This is a genomic window from Microvirga sp. 2MCAF35, assembly GCF_052115545.1.
In the GTDB taxonomy this organism is placed as follows: domain Bacteria; phylum Pseudomonadota; class Alphaproteobacteria; order Rhizobiales; family Beijerinckiaceae; genus Microvirga.
Genome location: NZ_JBFRGW010000049.1, coordinates 1 through 19621, shown reverse-complemented (window position 1 = coordinate 19621; position 19621 = coordinate 1). Strand labels below are relative to the sequence as shown.

At 64.0% G+C, this 19621-nt stretch carries 18 protein-coding genes; 7 read left to right on the top strand and 11 right to left on the bottom strand.

The window, feature by feature from the left end; translation table 11 throughout:
* Positions 1-20: 20 nt before the first annotated feature.
* The 6 genes from AB4097_RS19135 to AB4097_RS19110 form a co-directional block, all read right to left on the bottom strand.
* Positions 21-1016 carry an HAD family hydrolase gene (locus tag AB4097_RS19135; RefSeq protein WP_442042464.1) on the bottom strand — a complete coding sequence of 332 codons (996 nt, stop codon included), beginning with the start codon at positions 1014-1016 and terminating at the stop codon, positions 21-23.
* Positions 1017-1066: 50 nt separating this feature from the next.
* Positions 1067-1351, bottom strand: a complete 285-nt coding sequence (locus AB4097_RS19130) for a hypothetical protein (protein ID WP_442042462.1) — start codon at positions 1349-1351, stop codon at positions 1067-1069.
* A 43-nt stretch (positions 1352-1394) separates the two neighbouring features.
* A complete protein-coding gene (locus AB4097_RS19125) occupies positions 1395-2990 on the bottom strand; it encodes an arylsulfatase (protein WP_442042460.1) in 1596 nt (531 codons plus the stop codon).
* Between the two features lie 159 nt (positions 2991-3149).
* A complete protein-coding gene (locus tag AB4097_RS19120) occupies positions 3150-3791 on the bottom strand; it encodes a hypothetical protein (protein WP_442042458.1) in 642 nt (213 codons plus the stop codon).
* A 129-nt stretch (positions 3792-3920) separates the two neighbouring features.
* Entirely contained in the window at positions 3921-4298 is a 378-nt protein-coding gene (locus AB4097_RS19115; protein ID WP_442042456.1) for an Ig-like domain-containing protein, read from the bottom strand.
* 145 nt (positions 4299-4443) lie between these two features.
* Positions 4444-6099 carry an arylsulfatase gene (locus AB4097_RS19110; protein WP_442042481.1) on the bottom strand — a complete coding sequence of 552 codons (1656 nt, stop codon included), beginning with the start codon at positions 6097-6099 and terminating at the stop codon, positions 4444-4446.
* 511 nt (positions 6100-6610) lie between these two features.
* On the opposite strand from AB4097_RS19110, the gene AB4097_RS19105 reads away from it, so the two are divergent.
* From AB4097_RS19105 to AB4097_RS19080, 6 genes are all read left to right on the top strand, one after another.
* Positions 6611-8332, top strand: a complete 1722-nt coding sequence (locus AB4097_RS19105; protein ID WP_442042454.1) for a sensor histidine kinase — start codon at positions 6611-6613, stop codon at positions 8330-8332.
* 148 nt (positions 8333-8480) lie between these two features.
* Positions 8481-9113 (top strand): response regulator, encoded by a 633-nt coding sequence (locus tag AB4097_RS19100; RefSeq protein ID WP_442042452.1) that lies wholly within the window; start codon positions 8481-8483, stop codon positions 9111-9113.
* Positions 9114-9246: 133 nt separating this feature from the next.
* Positions 9247-10122, top strand: a complete 876-nt coding sequence (locus AB4097_RS19095; RefSeq protein WP_442042450.1) for a branched-chain amino acid aminotransferase — start codon at positions 9247-9249, stop codon at positions 10120-10122.
* Between the two features lie 110 nt (positions 10123-10232).
* On the top strand, positions 10233-11579 hold the full coding sequence (locus AB4097_RS19090) for an esterase-like activity of phytase family protein (RefSeq protein ID WP_442042448.1): 1347 nt from the start codon (positions 10233-10235) through the stop codon (positions 11577-11579).
* 226 nt (positions 11580-11805) lie between these two features.
* Positions 11806-12525: a DUF1194 domain-containing protein gene (locus AB4097_RS19085; RefSeq protein WP_442042446.1), complete on the top strand. Its 720-nt coding sequence runs from the start codon at positions 11806-11808 to the stop codon at positions 12523-12525.
* A gap of 54 nt (positions 12526-12579) precedes the next feature.
* Positions 12580-13758 (top strand): adenylate/guanylate cyclase domain-containing protein, encoded by a 1179-nt coding sequence (locus tag AB4097_RS19080; RefSeq protein WP_442042444.1) that lies wholly within the window; start codon positions 12580-12582, stop codon positions 13756-13758.
* Positions 13759-13764: 6 nt separating this feature from the next.
* Here AB4097_RS19080 and AB4097_RS19075 read toward each other — a convergent pair whose 3' ends face one another.
* From AB4097_RS19075 to AB4097_RS19055, 5 genes are all read right to left on the bottom strand, one after another.
* Positions 13765-14466 (bottom strand): RNA polymerase sigma factor, encoded by a 702-nt coding sequence (locus AB4097_RS19075; RefSeq protein ID WP_442042442.1) that lies wholly within the window; start codon positions 14464-14466, stop codon positions 13765-13767.
* A gap of 70 nt (positions 14467-14536) precedes the next feature.
* Positions 14537-14950: a plastocyanin/azurin family copper-binding protein gene (locus AB4097_RS19070; RefSeq protein WP_442042440.1), complete on the bottom strand. Its 414-nt coding sequence runs from the start codon at positions 14948-14950 to the stop codon at positions 14537-14539.
* Positions 14951-15048: 98 nt separating this feature from the next.
* On the bottom strand, positions 15049-15471 hold the full coding sequence (locus AB4097_RS19065) for a DUF5602 domain-containing protein (RefSeq protein WP_442042438.1): 423 nt from the start codon (positions 15469-15471) through the stop codon (positions 15049-15051).
* Between the two features lie 98 nt (positions 15472-15569).
* The gene (murJ, locus tag AB4097_RS19060) at positions 15570-17096 is read right to left on the bottom strand and encodes a murein biosynthesis integral membrane protein MurJ (protein WP_442042436.1); all 1527 of its coding nucleotides are present in this window, start codon (positions 17094-17096) and stop codon (positions 15570-15572) included.
* 5 nt (positions 17097-17101) lie between these two features.
* Positions 17102-18088, bottom strand: a complete 987-nt coding sequence (locus tag AB4097_RS19055; RefSeq protein WP_442042434.1) for a glycosyltransferase family 2 protein — start codon at positions 18086-18088, stop codon at positions 17102-17104.
* Between the two features lie 96 nt (positions 18089-18184).
* Here AB4097_RS19055 and AB4097_RS19050 point away from each other — a divergent pair, with 96 nt between their 5' ends.
* Positions 18185-19033, top strand: coding sequence for a ChbG/HpnK family deacetylase (locus AB4097_RS19050; protein WP_442042432.1), 849 nt, complete (start codon positions 18185-18187; stop codon positions 19031-19033).
* Positions 19034-19621: the final 588 nt, after the last annotated feature.

Sequence of the window (19621 nt, the reverse complement as noted above, 5' to 3'; positions counted from 1 at the left end):
TCTGCCGCGGTGGCCTGGGATCAGCGCGTCTCAGGCGGGAAGATGACCTTCCAGTCGCGTTTCATGTCGACCACGGTCCAGCGGTCCATCGCCGCGGCATCGAGCGCCTTGTCCAGGCGACCGACTCGGGAATCACGGTCATAAGCGTATTCGCGCTCCGCATCGGTGTGGTGCACCAGGACGCCAAGGCGACGCCCGCCGGTCTCCGTCGTCCACTGCAGCATCTCGAGATCGCCGTCGGAATTGCCGAAAGCTGCAACGGGACGCAGACCGATGTGCTGGTTGATGCCGACCGGCTTGCCGGGGCCGTCATCCACGAAGTTGACTTTAGGCAATCGGAACAGGATCGGCGTGCCATCGCGTCTCTCGAAGCTCGTGACGATGCTGGACCCCACGATCCGCTCGGACGGAATGCCATAGCGCTCCGGCGCGAAAGCGCGCAGGAACTCGATTCCGCCACCCGAGACGATGAACGTCTTGAATCCGTTGGCACGCATATAGGCCAGCACTTCGAGCATGGGCTGGTAAACAAGGTCTTCGTAGCGGCGGCCGAAGCGCGGGTGCCTGGCGGTTGCGAGCCAATCCTTGGCGATCTGCTTGAACTCGGTCGGCGTCATGCCCGCGTGGGTCGCGGCAACGATTTCGACCGCTCCATGTTCGCCGGCAGCCGCGACCGCCGCCATATCGCCTTCGAGAGCCGCCTTGAAGGGCTGAGTGTCCTTCCATTCCGGGTGCTGCGGCGCCAGCGCCTTGACCCGGTCGAGGGCGAAGGCGAACTGGACATAGACCGGCTGTTCAACCCAGAGCGTGCCGTCATTGTCGAACGTCGCGATCCGCTCGGCCTCGGGGACGAAGTCCGGCGATCCCTCCCGGGTCACGTCCGTCACGAATGCGATGATCGTCTGCTTCACGCTGCCGTCATTCCACGAGGGCAGGGGATCGATTTGTGCGAGGGCGGGCGTGATCCAGGTTATGAATGCCGCTATAGCGCCGAGCCAGAACAGACGATTGCGCATGTGTGCCTCCCGTTTTACCCGTCGTTCAAGGAGCAGAATATGGCTCGGCGTCAGAAGTCATCGGATCCGTCTTTGCACCGGTAGCCGATGAAGCATTGCGGGTTGTTGGAACTCGGAACCCAGGCCGGCTCGGGGAACTGGTCGACCAGGCACTCGGCGCCGCTCCGGACGAAGCGGGCATAGGTGGTGGGGCTGGTATCGAGGACGACCGCGCCCTCCTTCATGACGAGCTGGCGGTTGGCGCCGCAGGTCCGCTGCGACGTCGGTGGTCCGACCTGAGCCGATGCTGCCGTTGTCGCCAAGCCGAGAGCAAGGATTGCCACTACACTTCTCATTTCCGTTTTCTCCTGTCAGATCCAACGGGGGGGGCCATCGGAGCTAGTTGCTGGAGGGTGGATTCCTGAGCTTCTCCATCGCCTGTTCGACCGAGAACGAGCCGGGTCTCTGGCGCGGCGGAAACTCCTGGAAGCTCGCCAGATGCTGTGCCACGAGCGCTTGGGCCGGCACGAGCACGAAGGCGTGCTCGATGAACCACCTGACGTAGTCGCCGGACTCATGCTGGGCTCGCTCGAACGGATCGGAACGCAGGTTGAACAGCATCGGAAGGCGCAGCTCCACCATCGGCTGCGCCCAAACGTCGAAACCCTCCGCCTTCTGCTCCAGGAAGGCCGCTTTCCACTGGTCATAACGTAGGCCCGCGAGATTGCCGTCGTCGGTCCAGTAGAAAAATTCGCGGCGCTTGTCCGGGCCTTTGCTGCTCAGCAGGTCACGCTGGTCGTAGCCGTCCAAGTGAACCTTGAAGGTCTTGCCCGCCGCATCGTAGCCTTGCAGCAGCTTGGTCTTGATGTCCGGTTCGCCGGCCGCGGCCACCAGGGTCGTGGCCCAATCCTCGGCGGAGAAGATGTCGTTGATCTCGGTCCGCGCCGGTACTTGGCCCGGCCACCGTATCAACGCGGGGACGCGATAGCCTCCCTCCCAGTTGGTGTTCTTCTCGCCGCGGAACGGTGTGGTTCCACCGTCGGGCCACGAGAAGGTCTCGGCGCCGTTGTCGGTGGTGTAGATCACGATCGTATTGTTGGCGATGCCGAGATCGTCGAGCTTCTTGAGAAGCTGGCCGACCTGTCCGTCATGCTCCACCATGCCGTCCGGGTAGAGCCCGAGCCCGGTCTTTCCCTGCGACTCGGGCTTGAGACGCGTCCAGATATGCATGCGGCTCGGATTGAACCATAAAAAGAAGGGCTTTTGATCCCGGTTGGCACGATCGACGAAGTCGAGGGAGGCCGAGAGGAATTCCTCGTCGATCGTTTCCATGCGCTTCTTGGTCAGCGGACCGGTATCGTCGCATTTCTGCTTACCCCACGGACCGAACCTCGGATCCTCGCCCGGCGTGTCGGTGGCCGCGGCGACGCATCTCAGGACGCCGCGCGGTCCAAACTGCGCCCTGAAGGCAGGGTTCTTCGGATAATCCGGATGCTCGGGCTCATCCTCGGCATTGAGATGATAGAGGTTGCCGAAGAACTCGTCGAAGCCGTGCACGGTGGGCAGGAACTCGTTGCGGTCGCCGAGATGGTTCTTGCCGAACTGCCCGGTCGCGTAGCCCTGCGGCTTGAGCAGTTCAGCAATGGTCGGATCCTTCTCCGACAAGCCCTCCTTAGCAGCAGGCAAGCCCACTTTCAGGAGGCCGGTCCGCAACGGACTCTGTCCGGTGATGAAGGCGGCGCGCCCGGCCGTACAGGATTGCTGGCCGTAGTAATCGGTGAAGATCGCGCCTTCGTTGGCGATGCGATCGATGTTGGGCGTGTGATAGCCCATCATGCCGCGGTTGTAGGCGCTGATGTTCCAGTAGCCGATGTCGTCGGCCATGATGACGAGGATGTTGGGCTTCTGCTGTTGCGCGGCGGCCGGCGTGCTGAGCGCGATCACGGAGGCGAACATCGTGACCAGGCCGACCCGGGGCATTCCACTGGCTTTCATGTTTTCAGGCCTCGCACCTCAAGGGTTCAGGTGGGCAAACGGGTTCCCGCATGCGTGCGACAGTTCACTCCGCGCGCCTGGCCGGCCGCGCTTTATCGATCTGATCGAGGACCTGGCTGGGCATGGGGCCTGCCGGATCCCGCATCAGTGCAAAGACCCTTATTCGTTGCCGCAGGGCGAATACGGGTAATAGCCGCACTGATTTGGTATGACGTACGAGTTATAGGCGGCACTCGCATTGGAGACTCTTCCTCCCCTGTACCAAGCGCCATGATAGACAGGAGCGTGCCAGTAGCCGCCAAAGTCATCGATGAACAGCGTCGCGGGGCCACTCGCCCCGGCCAGATTGCCTTCCAGCACCGCGACGTCGAAGGTCAGGTTGGTGCCTTCGAGCTTCGGCGCTTTCAGCGTCATGACGGCGTCGCTGACCTTCGAGCCGTCGCCGCCCAGAACCGACACGGTGGCGTTGGGCGGGTCCTTGGCAAAGCTGTCCTTGCCTTCGTCCCATTGCATGATGAACTGCTCGGTCATCACGTGACCCGCAGCCCGTATCGGGCGGTCGGCGAACACGATCGAGTTCGGCGCCACGCCGGTCAGGGTCAGCTTGTTGCCTTCCAGTTTCGCGCCCGCCGCGTTGATCACGGCAAGCGACGGGACCGGACCCGTGGGCGTGACCTGACCGATGGCTTTCGTCGGGAGCATTGGCGGCCTGGCGCCTGCGTCCTGCGCGAGCACCGCGTCTCCTGTCGCGCAGAGGCCACTGGTTATCAGGATAAAGCATGCGAATGGCTTGCTGAGCATGGCGGAAACTCCTCTCGTCTAGTCGGCTTTCTGCGGCATCCCTGCACCAAACCGTCGTCATCGATGCGAGCGGAGGACGGCGGACGCCGAGACCCAGCGATCCCGGCGCCTCCCATCGGATGCCTATGGCTACTTGACGTTCACCTTGTAGCTGAGCACGGATGTGCCGGGCTTTTCGTCGATGCTCTTTCCCGTCGCGGTAATCGCGAAAGCATCGGGACCGCTGTAGCCTGGAGCGGGCGTGTAGGTCCAAGTGTCCTTGTCGACCATGTTCAAAGTGCCGTGCTGCGGCCGCTGGCTGATCTCAGAACTGGTGAGCGTGCCCTGCGGGCTGATGTCGGACATGCATCCCTGTCCGGTCTGGACATCGAAGGCGCCCTCCATGTTGGCGCCCATGATGGCCCGATTGCCGGCGATGTTGCACATGCTCTGTGGAGCCTGGGCAAACGCTGTGCTGACACACAGGAACGCCACCGGGAGCACTACGATCGACAATAACGGCTTCATGACGGTCTCCTCTCTATTCCTCTGAACGTGATCGAGGTCCGCCCCTACACAGCGTCTGCTTGTTGGTTTGTGATCGGCGGGCACCTGGTCCGAGTGAGGCCCGCCGGTCTTGGATGGCTTTTTGCGTGCTTTGCTTCCGCTCAGGTCATTGGCCCGGGACGGCTTGCGGCTTCTTGAGCTGTTCCATTACCTGCTCGAGATTGTAGCTCGCCGGGTCCTGCATCGGCGGGAATTTCCTGTAGGTTTCGAGTTCCCTCAGCCAGAGCGCCTGGCCGATCGGCAGCATGTTCCAGTCATAGATGTAGGCCGAGACCGGTCCTGCGAGTGCGCCGCCCATGCCGAAGAGCGTCTTATACTGCTCCCCGATCGACGTCTCGAACGGATCGCGCTTGATGTTGACGACCTGGCTCCAATGGTAGGGGACGACACCAGTGAGGAAACCGGCCGGTGCGTCGGACACCATTGCGAAGTAGATCTTCCAGTTCTTGTAGCGCACCGCGGACGGGTCTTTGCCCGAGTAATAGAAGAAAGTGTCACGCGCGGACTTTGCCGACTTGCCTTCCAGGTAGTCGCGCTGATTGACGCCATCGAGCGTCGTCTTGACGATCCCGGGATACGTGCCGGCCTCGATCTGCGCCTTCAGCTCGTTGCCTTTCGGGCCGCCGGCGATATCGACGAGCGTGGGCAGCCAGTCGAGGGACGCGAAGATGTCGTTCTTGATCGTTCCCGGCTCGATGTGACCCGGCCAGCGCACGACCAGCGGGGCGCGCATGCCGCCCTCCCAGGTGGACAGCTTGCCGCCCTTGAAGGGAGTGGTGCCACCGTCGGGGAAGGTGATCGTCTCGGCGCCGTTATCGGTGGTGAACGCGATGATCGTGTTGTCGAGCTCGCCCATCTCCTCGAGCTTCTTCAGCACGTAGCCGATGTTGTCATCCATCTGCTTCATGCCGGCTTCGTTCACGCCCCAGTCCTTGCCGCCGGGTTCGCCCACCATCGCCATGTACTTGTCCGGCAGCACGGTCGTGACGTGCATGCGCGCCGGATTGTACCAGGCGAAGAACGGCTTCTGGGTCTTTTCGGGATCGTTGCGGTCGAGGAAATCGATGAGCTTGGCCGAGATCTCCTCGTCCACGGTCTTCGAACGTTCGAGCGTCAGCGGCCCTTCATCCTTGCAGGTCTGGTTCGCCGCAGTTCCATCCGACGACCGGCACGAGAGCACCGGCCGCGGTGGCGTCAGGCACACGGTGGTCGCTGGATCGACCGCCGCGGGATCCTGGGCCAGCCCGGGGATCGGCGTGTTCCGGCATGGCGGCGCGACCGTCTGCTCGGTCGGCGTCTTGTTGATGTCGGGGAAGCTCACCCCCTGCATGGCGTCGAGGTGATAGAGATAGCCCCAGAACTCCTGGAACCCGTGCGCCGTCGGCAGCGCGTCGGTGTGGTCGCCGAGGTGGTTCTTGCCGAACTCGCCGGTGTTGTAGCCGAGATCGTGCAGGAACTTGGCGAGTGCGGGCGTGCCGGGCCGCAGATAGGACGGGCTGCCGGGCAGTTGCGGCGGGATCATGCCCGTGCGCAGCGGATGCATCCCGGTGAAGAAGGCATTGCGACCCGCCGTGCAGCTCTGCTCGGCGTAATAGGTCATGAACTTCGCACCCTCGCGGCCGATGCGGTCGATGTTCGGCGTTTCGCCGACCGCGATGCCCTGATGGTAGATGCTCGGCTGCATCCAGCCGATGTCGTCGCCCATGATGAACAGGATGTTGGGCTTCCGCTGCGGCGCCTGCGCGACGGCAGGCGCGGCCATCGCGGCCGAGACCAGGGCGGTCGCCCCGATCAGGGCCGATCTGGCTCGCATGCGCCGGAGGCGGCATCGTCCGCCGGGAGCTTGTGAGGATGGGTGATCACTGGTCATGGGATCTTCCTCTCTCTGATGATGCAGCGGAAGCCGACATGGTTTGTCGAGCTGTCGACGGACTGCGGGTGCGCGCTTACGGACGAACGGCGACGGCTGGCGTCATGAGCGGCGCTCCCGAAGACTGTGCATGCGCTCATTCTCGCGCCGATTGCCGTCCGGCCGCTATTGGGGTTCGCCCGAGAAATGGTGGAGGCAGACCCTGATTCCGGCCCCGGAAAGTCTTGGCCAGGGTCGCCTGGCTAAAGTCGCTGCGACTACAAGGGATACCCTGGGATGCAGCGTTCTCGACAGCATACCGCTCAGGGTTTAACCTGCACGCCAGCATCCCTGTTCAATGACATCGCGAGTGGGCGTACCGATGCCGGCCGATGGAGCCGGCTCCCAGGCCTGAGGGGGCCCCATGCTCGACGGTTCCGGTCAGCCGCTCACACTCGCCTATCTTGGCTTTCCGCTCCGCATCAAACGGCGGGTCGCCCTCATCTTCGCGACCCTGGTCCTCGCCACCTGCCTGGTGGTTGCGGCGCTGCTGCTCCTGAATGCGCGAAGTCAGAGCCAAGCCATCCGGGAGCGTGCCCTGAGCACGGTGATCGCGCTGTCCTTCGGGTTCGACCAGGAGGTGGCGGCCGGCAATGCCCTGCTGAAGGGGCTGTCCTCGTCGCCGGCCCTGAAATTGGCCGATGCCAGGGGCTTTTACAATCAGCTCAAGGCAACACCGGTTCACGATGGGTCCTGGCTGATCCTCCAGGACATGGACGGACAGGTCGCTAACACCCTCAGGCCCTTCGGAACGCCGCTGCCCCGGCACAGGGACTTCCCGAACTACCCGGAAGCCCTGAACCGGATCCGCGACCGCGGCTGGGCCGTCTCGGGCCGCATGACGAGCATCGTGAAGGCCGGCACGACGGTCATCGCGCTCAGCCTGCGGGTCGACAATGACGACGGCACGATGAAGGGTTTCGTCACCACCATCCTGTCCCAGGACCATCTCGGCAGTATCCTGGAAGCCCAGAGAGTTCCCGGGGAGTGGACGCTGGGGCTGTATGACCGCAAGATCCAGCCAATCGTCACGATGAGGGCAGGCGAGACGTCATCGCGCATTCCCGTGCCTGGCGTCCTCGGCTCGCGTCTCGGCGCCATTGACGGGGACACGACCGTGACCGGCGTCGTCCAGGGCACCGACGAACGCGGCATCCCGGTCCTTGTCGCTTATCGCAGTTCCGGGGCGACGAACTGGACCACGATGGCTGCGGTCCCGCTGACCCTCGTCGAGGCGCCGGTGCGGGATGTCCTGTGGCAGATCGCGGCAATGGCGGCCGCCCTCCTGGGGACAGGCGGGCTTGCCGCATTGTTCACGGCGCGGCAGGTGGAGCACCCTTTCCGGGCATTGTCGGATCAGGTCACCGGAGCCAGGAGGCGGCTCAGCGAGCTGTCCGACCAATTGCTTGCGCTCCAGGAGGAGGAGCGGCAGCGCATCGCCCGCGAACTGCACGACTCGACCGCGCAGCATCTCGTGGCCGCCAATCTCGGACTTGCAGGCCTCGGCGCCATGGCCCGGCGGAGTCCGGGGGACCGCAAGGTTCTGGCCGAAGTGGAGGGATTGCTGGCCCAGGCACTCCAGGAGCTGCGGGTGTTCACCTACCTCCTGCATCCGCCCAATTTGGCGAAGGACGGTCTCCAGGCCACCCTGCGCGATTTCGCCGAAGGGTTTGCCGGTCGGACCGGCCTGACGGCGAGAATCCGCATCCCGGAGGAGGTCGACGAGCTGCCGCCGGATCTCCAGCGGGCGATCCTGCGCGTCGTGCAGGAGGCCCTCACCAACGTGCACCGCCATGCCGGAGCCTCGCGCGTATGGGTCGATGCCAGGATTGCGTCGGGGCGGCTGGTCGTGCGCATCCGCGACAACGGATACGGGATGGCCCGTGGCGATCGGCCCGAGGGGCATGCCCGACTTGGCGTCGGCATCACCGGCATGCGCGCCCGCCTGGAGCAGTTCGGCGGCGACCTGCGGATCCGCACGGACCAGAGCGGCACCTCGGTCATGGCGGCGGTTCCGCTCAAGGAAACCGGCACGCGCCGCCGGACACGGCAGGACGCCAGGCTTGGAGACGAGACCTTGTCCTGAGGTAGCCTCCCCCAAGAGAGCCCGTTCAGGGCGGGACCCTGCCCCGAAATTCAGGGTCTGACCCTGCCGGTTTCAGGGTTCTCGCGAATTGGGTCGATGGTCGCATCGTGTATTCTATGACCGAACAAGGGTGGAAGGAGACCGCGCAATGACGCGCATCCTGATCGCCGACGATCACGACGTGGTCCGCTCCGGCGTGCGGACCATCCTGGAGGGGCACGAGGGGTGGGAGGTCGTCGGCGAGGCCCGGGACGGCAAGGAGGCCATCGACAAGGCCCTTGCCATCCGGCCCGACATCATCATCCTCGACTACAGCCTTCCACTGGTGAACGGGGTCGAGGCGACCCGGCAGATCCGGGCCCGCCTTCCCGGCGTGGAGGTCCTGATCTTCACGATGCACGACACCGACAATCTGATCAGGGACGTGCTCGAGACGGGGGCCCGTGGGTTCCTGCTCAAGTCCGATGCCGGTCAGTTCCTTGTCTCGGCCGTGGAGGCCTTGGCTCTCCACAAACCGTTCTTCACGAGCAAGGTTTCCGAGACCCTGCTCGAGACCTATCTGGGAAAGCAGCGAGCCAGCCTCTCGGCCTTGAGCGCGCGCGAGAAGTCCGTGGTCCAGCTGATCGCGGAGGGCAAGACCAACAAGCAGATCGCCAACCTGCTCAGCGTCAGCACCAAGACGGTCGAGACCCACCGTGCTGCGGCCATGAGCAAGCTCAACCTCGACACCACCGCCGCCCTGATCCGCTATGCGATCCGCAACAAGCTCGTGGAGGGCTGATCCCTGCCAATGATCAGCCCTCCTCATAGGACCCATCACAAGTCTTTATGTCACAATGGCCGAAGGGACGATTGACGGTTGGGCCCGCAAGGGATTCGATACGACAGTCATTCTGACCCAAAGGATTGAGAAAGTGGCTTGGTATTCGCAGACCTGGAACTGGTTCAACGGCGCATGGCATGAGGGCAACCCGCCCCTGATCGGGCCGCGCTCCCACGTCTCCTGGCTCGGCTCCTCCGTGTTCGACGGCGCGCGCGTGTTCGAGGGCGTCGCGCCGGATCTCGACCGGCATTGCGAGCGCGTGAACCGCTCGGCGCCCACCATCGGGCTGAAGCCCACCATGAGCGCCCAGGCCATCATGGATCTCGTCCGCGAGGGCGTGAAGAAGTTCGCGCCCGGGACTGCGCTCTACGTGAAGCCCATGTATTGGGGCGAGGCCGAGGGCCTGGCGACCATCGCGCCGGATCCGGAATCGACTCAGTTCTGCCTCTCGCTGTTCGAGGCGCCGATGCCGGTGCCGGGCGGCCTCTCCGTCATGAAGTCGAGCTTCCGCCGCCCGACCCTCGAATCCATGCCGACCGATGCGAAGGCGGGTGCGCTTTATCCCAACAACGCCCGCGTGCTCCGTGAGGCGAAGGAGAAGGGCTTCGACAATGCGCTCGTCTGCGATGCTCTCGGCAACGTGGCCGAGACCGGCACGTCCAACGTGTTCATGGCCAAGGACGGCGTGGTCTACACGCCTTATCCGAACGGCACGTTCCTGAACGGAATTACCCGCCAGCGCGTGATCCAGCTCCTGCGCGACGACGGCACGACCGTGGTCGAGGGAACCCTGCGTTACGAGGATTTTGCCACGGCCGACGAGATCTTCATTTCCGGCAACTATTCCAAGGTGATGCCGGTGCTGCGCATCGACGGCCGCGATCTCCAGCCCGGCCCGTTCTATCGGCTGGCGCGCGAGCTCTACTGGGCCTACGCCCACGACAAGGGTATCCTCAAGGCCGCTTGATCTGAGAGAAACTCTCTCAGCGTCATAGACCTGTCGTCGATCTGTTAACGGTCGGACATGGGGCTCCTGCAAGAGCAACCTCGCTTGAACAAGCAAACGAGGTTTTCGCCATGTCCGTCCGTCTTCTCGCGGCGTTGCCGCTGACCGTGCTGCTCGGCACAAGCGCCATGGCGCAGCAGCAATTCCCCGCCGTCCTTGCAGGCCATGCCGTTCTGCCCGCCCTGAGCTTTGTCGATGCTCCCGCAGATGCACCGGCCGATCTGAAGGTTTCCGGCAAGTTCACGACCGGCAAGCGCATCGACGCGCTCGGAACCGTCGAGGGCACCTCCGGCGACCGTCCGACCGGCGTGAAGCTGCCCTTCAAAGGACAGCCGCTCCAGGGCCATTCGGGCATCAAGTCCATGGGCGACGGTACGTTCTGGGTGATCACCGACAACGGTTTCGGGTCCAAAGCCACGTCGCCGGATTCGATGCTCTACCTCAACCGCTATCGCATCGACTGGGACAAGGGTTCGGTCGAGCGGCTGGAGACGGTGTTCCTGCACGATCCGGACAAGAAGGTTCCGTTCCGCATTGCCAACGAGGCGACCGAGAAGCGTTATCTTACGGGCTCGGACTTCGACATCGAGAGCTTCGAACCCGTCGGCGACAAGCTCTGGATCGCCGAGGAGTTCGGTCCCTACCTGATCAAGGCCGACCGCTCCGGCAAGGTCGAAGCCGTTTATGAAACGCTGGTCGACGGCAAGCCCACCCGCTCGCCGGATCATTATGCGGTCACGACACCGGCGGCTCCCAACGCAACCGTCAATTTCAACGTGCGCCGTTCCAAGGGCTTCGAGGGCATGGCTGCCTCCAAGGACGGCAAGTTCCTCTACGCTCTTCTCGAAGGCCCCGTCTGGGATGCCGAGAAGAAGCAGTGGGAGATGATCGACGGACGTGAATACCTCCGCATCCTCGAATTCGATGTGGCGAACGAGAAGTGGACGGGACGTCACTGGAAATACGTTCTCGAGCAGAACGGCCTCGCGATCGGCGACTTCAACATGATCGACGGCGCGACGGGCCTCGTCATCGAACGCGACAACGGTGAGGGCACGGCGGACAAGGCCTGCCCGCAGGGCGAGAAGCGTCCCGACTGCTTCCAGGGTCCCGCGAAGTTCAAGCGCATCGTGAAGATCGAGCTGTCGGACGCCAATGTGGGCAACTCTGTCCGCAAGATCGGCTATGTGGATCTCATGCAGATCGCCGATCCGAACAAGAAGGCGAAGAAGCCCCTCAACGACAATGTGCTGACCTTCCCGTTCTTCACCATCGAGAACGTGGACGTGGTCGACGAGCGCCATATCATCATCGGCAACGACAACAACCTGCCCTTTTCGTCGAGCCGCGAGCCCAACAAGCAGGACGACAACGAATTCGTGCTGCTCGATGTGGCGGATCTGTTGAAGGCGAAGTGATCAACGTCATCACCGGCCTTGTGCCGGTGATCTCGCTTCTGTGAAGCGCGGCGCTTTTCCTAATCGGGATGGCCGGCACAAGGCCGGCCATGACTGGATGGATACGATCTCCGGCCGGGAACGACAGTGTCGGACACCCAACAAACTTGTGATCGCCCGAAAGGTCCGCCTCTCTTTCCAATCGCCCTACATGGCTCCAGCATCGCGCTCAACGCCGGAGCCCTCGATGCGATCTGTTTGGACAAGTCTTGTTGCACTCGGCCTCGTGACCGCTCCGGCCATGGCCGAACCCGTCGATCTGGAACTGGTCTTCGCGGCCGACGGATCGGGATCCATCGACGCTGCCGAGCTGCGTCTCCAGCGGCAGGGCTGGGCCGAGGCTCTCACCAGTCCCGATGTCCTCAACGGCATCAAGGACGGACCCATCGGGGCCATTGCCGTGGCCTTCATGGAATGGGGCGGACCGAGCTCCCAGGTGCTCATCGTCGACTGGCACGTGATCCGCGACGGAGCGAGCGCGAAGGTTTTCGCCGACACGCTCATGAGCGCGCCGCGGGGCGCCTATGGCTACAATTCCATCTCCAACGCCATCGATTTCTCCGTCCGTCTCGTCGAGACCAATGCCCATGAGGGCACGCGCAGGGTCATCGACGTGTCAGGCGACGGACCGAACATGAACGGCCGGTCCCTGGAGCAGGCGAGGGCGGATGCTCTCGCCAAAGGCTTTACCATCAACGCGCTGGCGATCCGCCGCCCCGGGAGCGGCCGCCCGGGCGGGCCCGGCGGCATGTCGCTGGAGGATTATTACGGCCAGAGCGTCATCGGCGGGCCCGGCTCCTTCGTCGAGATCGCCGACGAGACACGTCCCTTCGCGCTCGCCGCGCGACGCAAGCTCCTGACGGAGATCGCCGGGGCGGGCGGAGCCTCGCGCCACGCCAGCCGGTGATGCCGGCTTTGATGGCTTGAAGACATTCCTGAACGGAATGCTAGACTCGCCGCCATGACGAATCTCGAAGATTGGATCATCGAACAGGGCCTGCGGGGCGCGGATGTCGGCTCCCTGCTCTCGGGCTTCGCCGAACATCTGGCGACCGAGGGAGTGCCGCTGGTCCGAGCCTACCTCGCTTTACCGACCGTCAACCCGACCATCCGGGTCTACACCCATGTCTGGACCCGCTCGGCCGGCCTGATGGTGGAGGGCGTCTCTCACGAACGCAATGACCTTGCCTTCGACCGGAGCCCCTTCGCCTATATGATGCAGACCGATCAGACGAGCTGCCATTGGCTGATCGACGATCCGGAAACCCGGCAATTCGACGTCTTCGAGGATGTACGGCGCGAGGGCGGGACAGACTATCTGGCGCGCCTCTTCAGCTTCGAGAACGCCAGCGCGCCGGACCTGCGAGGCATCGGCATCTCGTTCTCCAGCAACCGCCCCGAGGGATTCCTGCCGGAGGAGATCGAACGGATCGACGCGCTCCTGCCGCTGCTGGGGCTGGCCGCCTATCGCATGACGCTCTTCGACCTCACGGTGGCGATGCTCGACACCTATGTGGGGCTCTCCGCCGGCCGGAGGGTCCTGAGCGGCGAGATCCGGCGCGGGTTCGGAACGACCATCACAGCGGCGCTCCTGTTCGCGGATCTGCGCGGCTTCACCGTGCTGGCCGATACGGCCGGAATGGACCTGATCGCCCGGTTGGACCGACATCTCGAAGCCATGGCGGATCCCGTGGCCGAGGAGGGCGGCGAGGTGCTCAAGTTCATGGGCGACGGCGTTCTGGCCGCGTTCCCGATCACCGAGGAACGCTCCCGTGAACAGGCCTGCGCGGCTGCCATTCGGGCGGCGCAGGCCGCACTCGAGCGCAACGACGCCGTCAACCGGCTTCATGCCGGCGAGACGCCGCTCAGCCTCGACATCGCGCTCCATTGCGGCGACGTATTCTACGGCAATATCGGGGCGGCCGGGCGCCTCGATTTTACGGTGATCGGACCCGCCGTGAATGAGGTCAGCCGCATGGAGGCGCTCTGCAACAGCCTCGATTGCTCCGTGATCCTGTCCAACAGCGTCGCATCGGCAAGCCCGGTTCCCATGCGTTCTCTCGGCCGTCACCGGCTGCGGGGCATCGCGGCGGAACGGGAGCTCTTTACCCTGGCGTCTGTCAGCGTCTGGACAGCCTGAGCGCAATCAGCGGTTCATATCGGCCAGCCGTTCCAGAACGGCCTGAGTGATCCGTGCACAGCGGGCTCCTGCGAAGGGAAACGCATCGGTGAGGGCGCTGGAGAGCGTCCTGTCGAGACTTTGCCTGAGGAGGCGGCGGGCTCGGTGAAGCCTTGTCTTGACCGTTTCGGGACGCAGCCCGAGCTGACCGGCTGTCGCCTCGATGCTCATCTCTTCGATATCGCGCAGAACGAAGACAATGCGGAATGGGTCGGGCAGACAATCGATCGCCCGTTCGATCAGGCGCCGGATTTCAGCGCGGGCAGCGGCGGCTTCCGGATCCGCTTCCTGACGGACAGAGGGCAGGTAGATCACGCGTGCCTCTCCTTGTTCGCTGATCGTGTCGATCTGCTTGAGTTCAACGGAGGGGCGCCGCTTCCGGAGGCGCTCCAGCGCCTCATTGAGCGCAATCCGCGTGAGCCAAGTTGCGAGGCGCGCCTCGCCACGGAAACCCTCCAGGTGAGTGAAAGCGCGAAGATAGGCTTCCTGGACCACATCCTCGGCCTCGGCATCGTCACGGAGAACGCTGCGCGCAACGCGATAGAGTTGGCGATTGTGCCGCTCCATGATCAGGCGCAGAGCCGCCCCATCCCGTTGCCGGGCTCGTTCCACCAAGGCTTGATCATCCAGACTGTCGAGCTGCAGCGTTGCGGCGGTCCCCGGTTGCATGGCCATTCTCCCGTGCCTTGCCGTTAGATGGGCGGGCGTCTCAGAAGTTCCCAAATATTTTGGACGGCCTTCATGATCTGCGAACCATGCCCCTCTGCATGATCTCCTCAATAGACGGAAATGCCTGCAAGGCGACCTGTGGGAGCGCCTGTGCGGCGGAAACGGGCGGAGGGGGATCGCCCGGCTTCCCGACGATGATCCGCCCGACCATTCCGGCATGTTCGTGCGGGATGCAGAAGAAATCGTACACGCCTTCCACCCTGAGCGTGACCGAAAAGGTCTCGTTCGGCAGGAGATAATCCGAGTTCCACGGCTCCGCTCCCTCAGGGATGCGGAGCGGGTGATCGAAATTCCTGGGGTGATAGGCCGTTGTCGTATGCGAATTTCCCGGATCGAGGTTGATCCAGCGGATCGTCCGACCGGGCTCGACGTGCAGGCCGATGGGATCGAACCATACCTGCGAGCCGTCCGCGTTTCCTTGCATCCTGATCTCGATTGGTTCCCTGGCCAAAGTCGGGCGAGGGAAGGCCAGACCGGCGAGGATCCCCCCGCCGATCTTCAGGATGTGCCGCCGCGACGGCATCATTTGCCCGCCACCCGCGTTTCGTCGGCCTTCGGCACATGCCACAGGACCACATGCGCATGGGGCTTCTCGACGCCAGGATGCCCGGCATTGAAATAGACATCCACATGATCGACCTTGCCGCCTGGCGCGGCGAGATCGTCGAAGCGCTTGTCCTTGTTGGAGAGGTCCTCGATGGGCAGCATATAGACCGTGCTGACCAGACGGCCCTCGTGGTCGTAAGCGAGGAATGGACCTGCCGGCAGGGTCTTGGGATCCACATAGAGCTGACCCAGCCCCGGCAGGAAGTCGGGCAGCTTCACCAGCTCGCTCACCTTCTTGTAGGCCCCCGATGGCGGGGCCTTCTCGACCTGGTCGGCGGCCAGAGCAGGCATGGCGAGCGCGGCAATTCCCAACATGGCGGCAGCGAAGCGAACAACCATGATCTCATCCTTTCTCGAGGCCGGGGAGGTCCCGGCACATCAGATTGGATGGGGGCCCGGAAGAAAGGTTCCCGAAGAAATCCTAATCCCGAAGCCGGTCAGCGTCGGGCCAGCCGAACGCCCAGCACCTTGAGGCCTGCCAGCAGCACACCGCCATAGATCAGCGCGCCGGATGCGCCGAGCACCGCCATGAGCGTTTCGTTCCGCCACGCCGGAAGCCGGGCGGTCCATCCGGCGATGACCGCAGGGGCGAACCAAGCGAAGAGCGCGAGAACGAGGCAGGCCGCGGCGATGGCAAGGCATGTCCTGCCCAGGCTCGCACTCGGAGCCGTCCAGCCGCGGCGATAGGCCAGGATGAAGAGCAGTCCCAGATTGACCCAAACGCCGATGGCCGTGCCCAGAGCCAATCCGACGACGCCATAGGTCTGCATGAGCATGATCTTGACGATGACGTTGACGCCGACAGCCGTCAGGGACGCGATCAGCGGCGTGGCGGTGTCGGACCGGGCGTAGAAGCTCGAGACGGCGGAGCGGATCAGCACGGCTGCGGGAAGGCCCAGGCCGTAGGCCGCCAGGACAGCGCCGGCCCGCTCGGCCGCAGTGGCATCGAAGGCGCCGCGCTGGAACAGGGCGGACATGATGAGCTCGGGCATGACCATGAAAGCCACCAGGAAAGGGGCCGCGAGCGCGAGCGTCAGGCCCACCGTCCGGTTCTGCGCCGCATAGGCTCCCGCCTCGTCGCCGGCCGCGATGCGGCGGCTCATCTCGGGCAGCAGCACGGTGCCGGCCGCGATGCCGATGACCCCGAGGGGCAGCTGGTAGAGTCGGTCCGCGTAATAGAGCGAGGACACCGCGCCCGTCGGCAGGAAGGACGCGATGATCGTGTCGGCGAAGATGGCGAGCTGGACGCCGGCGGACCCGACGACGGCCGGTCCAAGGGCCTTGAAGAAGGTCTTCATGGGAGCGTCGATGCGGGGCCGTTCCAGCCCGGGAGAGGACGAGATCTTCCGGGCATCCCACCAGACCATGACGAGCTGCAGCGCGCCGGAAACCGTCACGCCCCAGGCGGCGGCATAGCCGGCATTGGGGAACAGAAAGACGACGGCCAGAGCCACGATCATGGCGACGTTGAGCAGGATCGGAGCCGCCGCGGCCGCCCAGAACCGATCATGGGCATTGAGGATGCCCGAATAGATCGTCACGATGGTGATGAAGAGCAGGTACGGAAAGGTGATCCGCGTCAGCGTCACCGCGAGGTCGAACTTGGCCGGCTCGTCCGAAAAACCCGGGGCGAGCAGGGTCACGACCCAGGGCATGGCGAAAAAGGCCACGGCGAGGAGTGCGAGCTGCACGACCAGCATCAAGGTCGTGATGCGGCTCGCGAAGGAATGGGCGGATCGCTCGCCCTCCGTTTCGAGAACTTGCGCATAGGCTGGCAGGAACGCGTTGTTGAACGCTCCTTCGCCGAAGATGGCCCGGAAATGATTGGGGATGCGGAAGGCCACGAAGAACGCATCGGCGATGGGGCCGACGCCCATTGCGGCCGCCAGCACCACGTCGCGGATGAAGCCGGTAAGGCGCGAGACCAGCGTCCAGCCGCCGACGGAGAGGATCTTGCGGAACATCGGGATCAGGCCCGGCGCAGGGGATAGGTTTCCGGAACGAGGCCGCTCGAGACCTCCGCCGTGCCGCCGATCCGCTCCGCCACCACGTAAAGCGGCCGCCGCTTCACCTCGGCGAAGATGCGGCCGACATATTCGCCCACGATGCCGAGCGACATGAGCTGGATGCCGGAAAAGAACATGATCGAGACGATCAGGCTCGGGAAGCCGGGAAGATCGGTGCCGAACAGAAGCGTGCGGATCATGAAGAATACGGCCGTGGCGATCGACAGGATCGAGATCAGGAAGCCGATATAGGTCCAGATCCGCAAGGGGACCGTCGAGAAGGCCGCGATGCCGTCGAAGGCGAAGCGGAAGAGCTTCCTGAAGCTCCATTTCGAGGTGCCGAAGCGGCGCTCCTCCACGACGAAGGGGACGCCGGTCGCCTTGAAGCCGATCCAGGCATAGAGGCCTTTGGAGAACCGTGCCTTCTCGCCGAGCGTCCGCAACACCTCCACGCCCTTGCGGTCGATCAGGCGGAAATCGCCGGCGCCTTCGGGTAGAGGGATTTCGCCGAAGCGGGCGAAGAGCTGGTAGAACAGATGGGCGAAGCCGCGCTTGACCCGGGTCTCGTCGGACCGGTCCGTGCGCTGGCCATAAACCATCATGTAACCCTCCCGCCAACGCTCGACGAAGGTCTCGATCATCTCCGGCGGATGCTGCAGGTCGGCGTCCATGATCACCACCGCATCGCCCTGGGCGTGGTCGAGCCCGGCAGCGATGGCGATTTCCTTGCCGAAATTGCGGCTGAAGGAGACGGCGCCGACACGCGGCTCGGTGCGGCTGACCGCCCTGATCCTGTCCAGGGTGTCGTCCCGGCTGCCGTCATCGACGAAAACCACCTCCCAGACCGACGTGATCCGGTTGAGGATGGGAAGCAGACGCTCGCACAGGGGCGCGATGTTCGCGCTCTCGTTGTGCACGGGAATGATGACACTGAGCTGAGGCGACGCCACTGAGAAAACCCTTGATGATCGGGCTGCATCAAGAGCCGAGTTTGCGTCTTTGCTCAAGAGCATTAGGGTGCGGCAAAGCCGATTTTAAGGACATTCATGAGCTCGTTCCGTTCCGTCATCCTTTGCGCCGACGACTTCGGCATTGCCGAAGGGGTCAGTCGGGGCATCGTGGAACTGGCCGGGATGGGCCGCCTGTCCGCAACCGGGGCCATGACCAACATGCCGGGCTGGCGCCGTGCGGCGGCGAACCTGACGCCCGTTCGCAGCCGGATGGCCGTGGGGCTCCATCTCAACCTCACTATGGGGGCACCCCTAGGGCCCATGCCGACTCTTACCTCCTCGGGACAATTTCCGGCCTTGAAGGAGCTGCTGCCGAAGGCCCTGAAGCGGCAGTTGCCTGCCGCCGAAATTTCCGAGGAAATCGACCGTCAGATCGACGCCTTCGAGGAGATCTTCGGTGCGGCCCCGGCCTTCGTGGACGGGCACCAGCACGTCCACGTGCTTCCGGTGATCAGGCCGGCCCTGCTCGCAGCCTTGAAAGCGAGGGGCTATGCGGGTCGCGTCTGGCTGCGCGATCCCTCGGACCGGGCCGCGGCGATCCTGCGCCGTCCTATCGGGCGCAACAAGGCGCTGATCGTCAATTCCCTCGCCCGCGGCTTCGCCCGCAGCGCCCATGCGGGGGGCTTCCGGACGAACGAGGGCTTTTCCGGCTTCGCCCCTCTCGACCTGTCGATCCCGGCCGCCCGCATCTTCGAGGAGGCATTCTCGAAACTCGGATCCCAACCTCTCGTCATGTGCCATCCGGGCTATGTGGATGACGAACTGAGGTCCCTCGATCCCGTACTGGACAGCAGGGTCGAGGAGCTGAACTATCTGAAATCCGATGCCTTCTCCGAGCTGCTGGAGCAGCGTGGGTTGAGGCTTGCTCAGACATTCTTGCAATGAGCCTTGTGGTGCTGATGAGGCTTGTGGCGCTCCAAATCCCCTCGACCTCATCCTGAGATGGCGCTCAGCGCCGTCTCGAAGGAGGAGCCAGCCCTGGAGGATCCTTCGAGACGCAGACTGCGTCTGCTCCTCAGGATGAGGTAAGAGGGGTCGTCGATGCGCGCACCTGTTCCATTCCCGCCACATCATGGCCGGGCTTGTCCCGGCCATCCCGATCGGAAGGACGCAGCGCTCTAAGGAAGCGGGATCACCGGCACGAGGCCGGTGATGACGTCGAGGATGTGGTGAGGGTAAGTGCATGTTCTCATTTTGTTCTTGACAGTTGTCTCAACCTTGGCTATATCATTGCACAGCCTGATCCAACGAGGGGCGCGCTTCGCGAGGCGTCGCAAGTTGTGGGATCCGGCACGGTCCTGCCCGCCGGTCACGCAGCCGACGCCAGGAGGCCCTTGGCAGCCGTGTGCTGGTCCAAGTCTAAACGCCTAAAAGAACCGTGCGCGAGGAGCAGTTCGGCTCTTCCATTCACATCAGTAGCGAGCCGGATTGCCCGTCGCGCCACCCTCGATCAACCTTCAGGCTCGCAGCGCA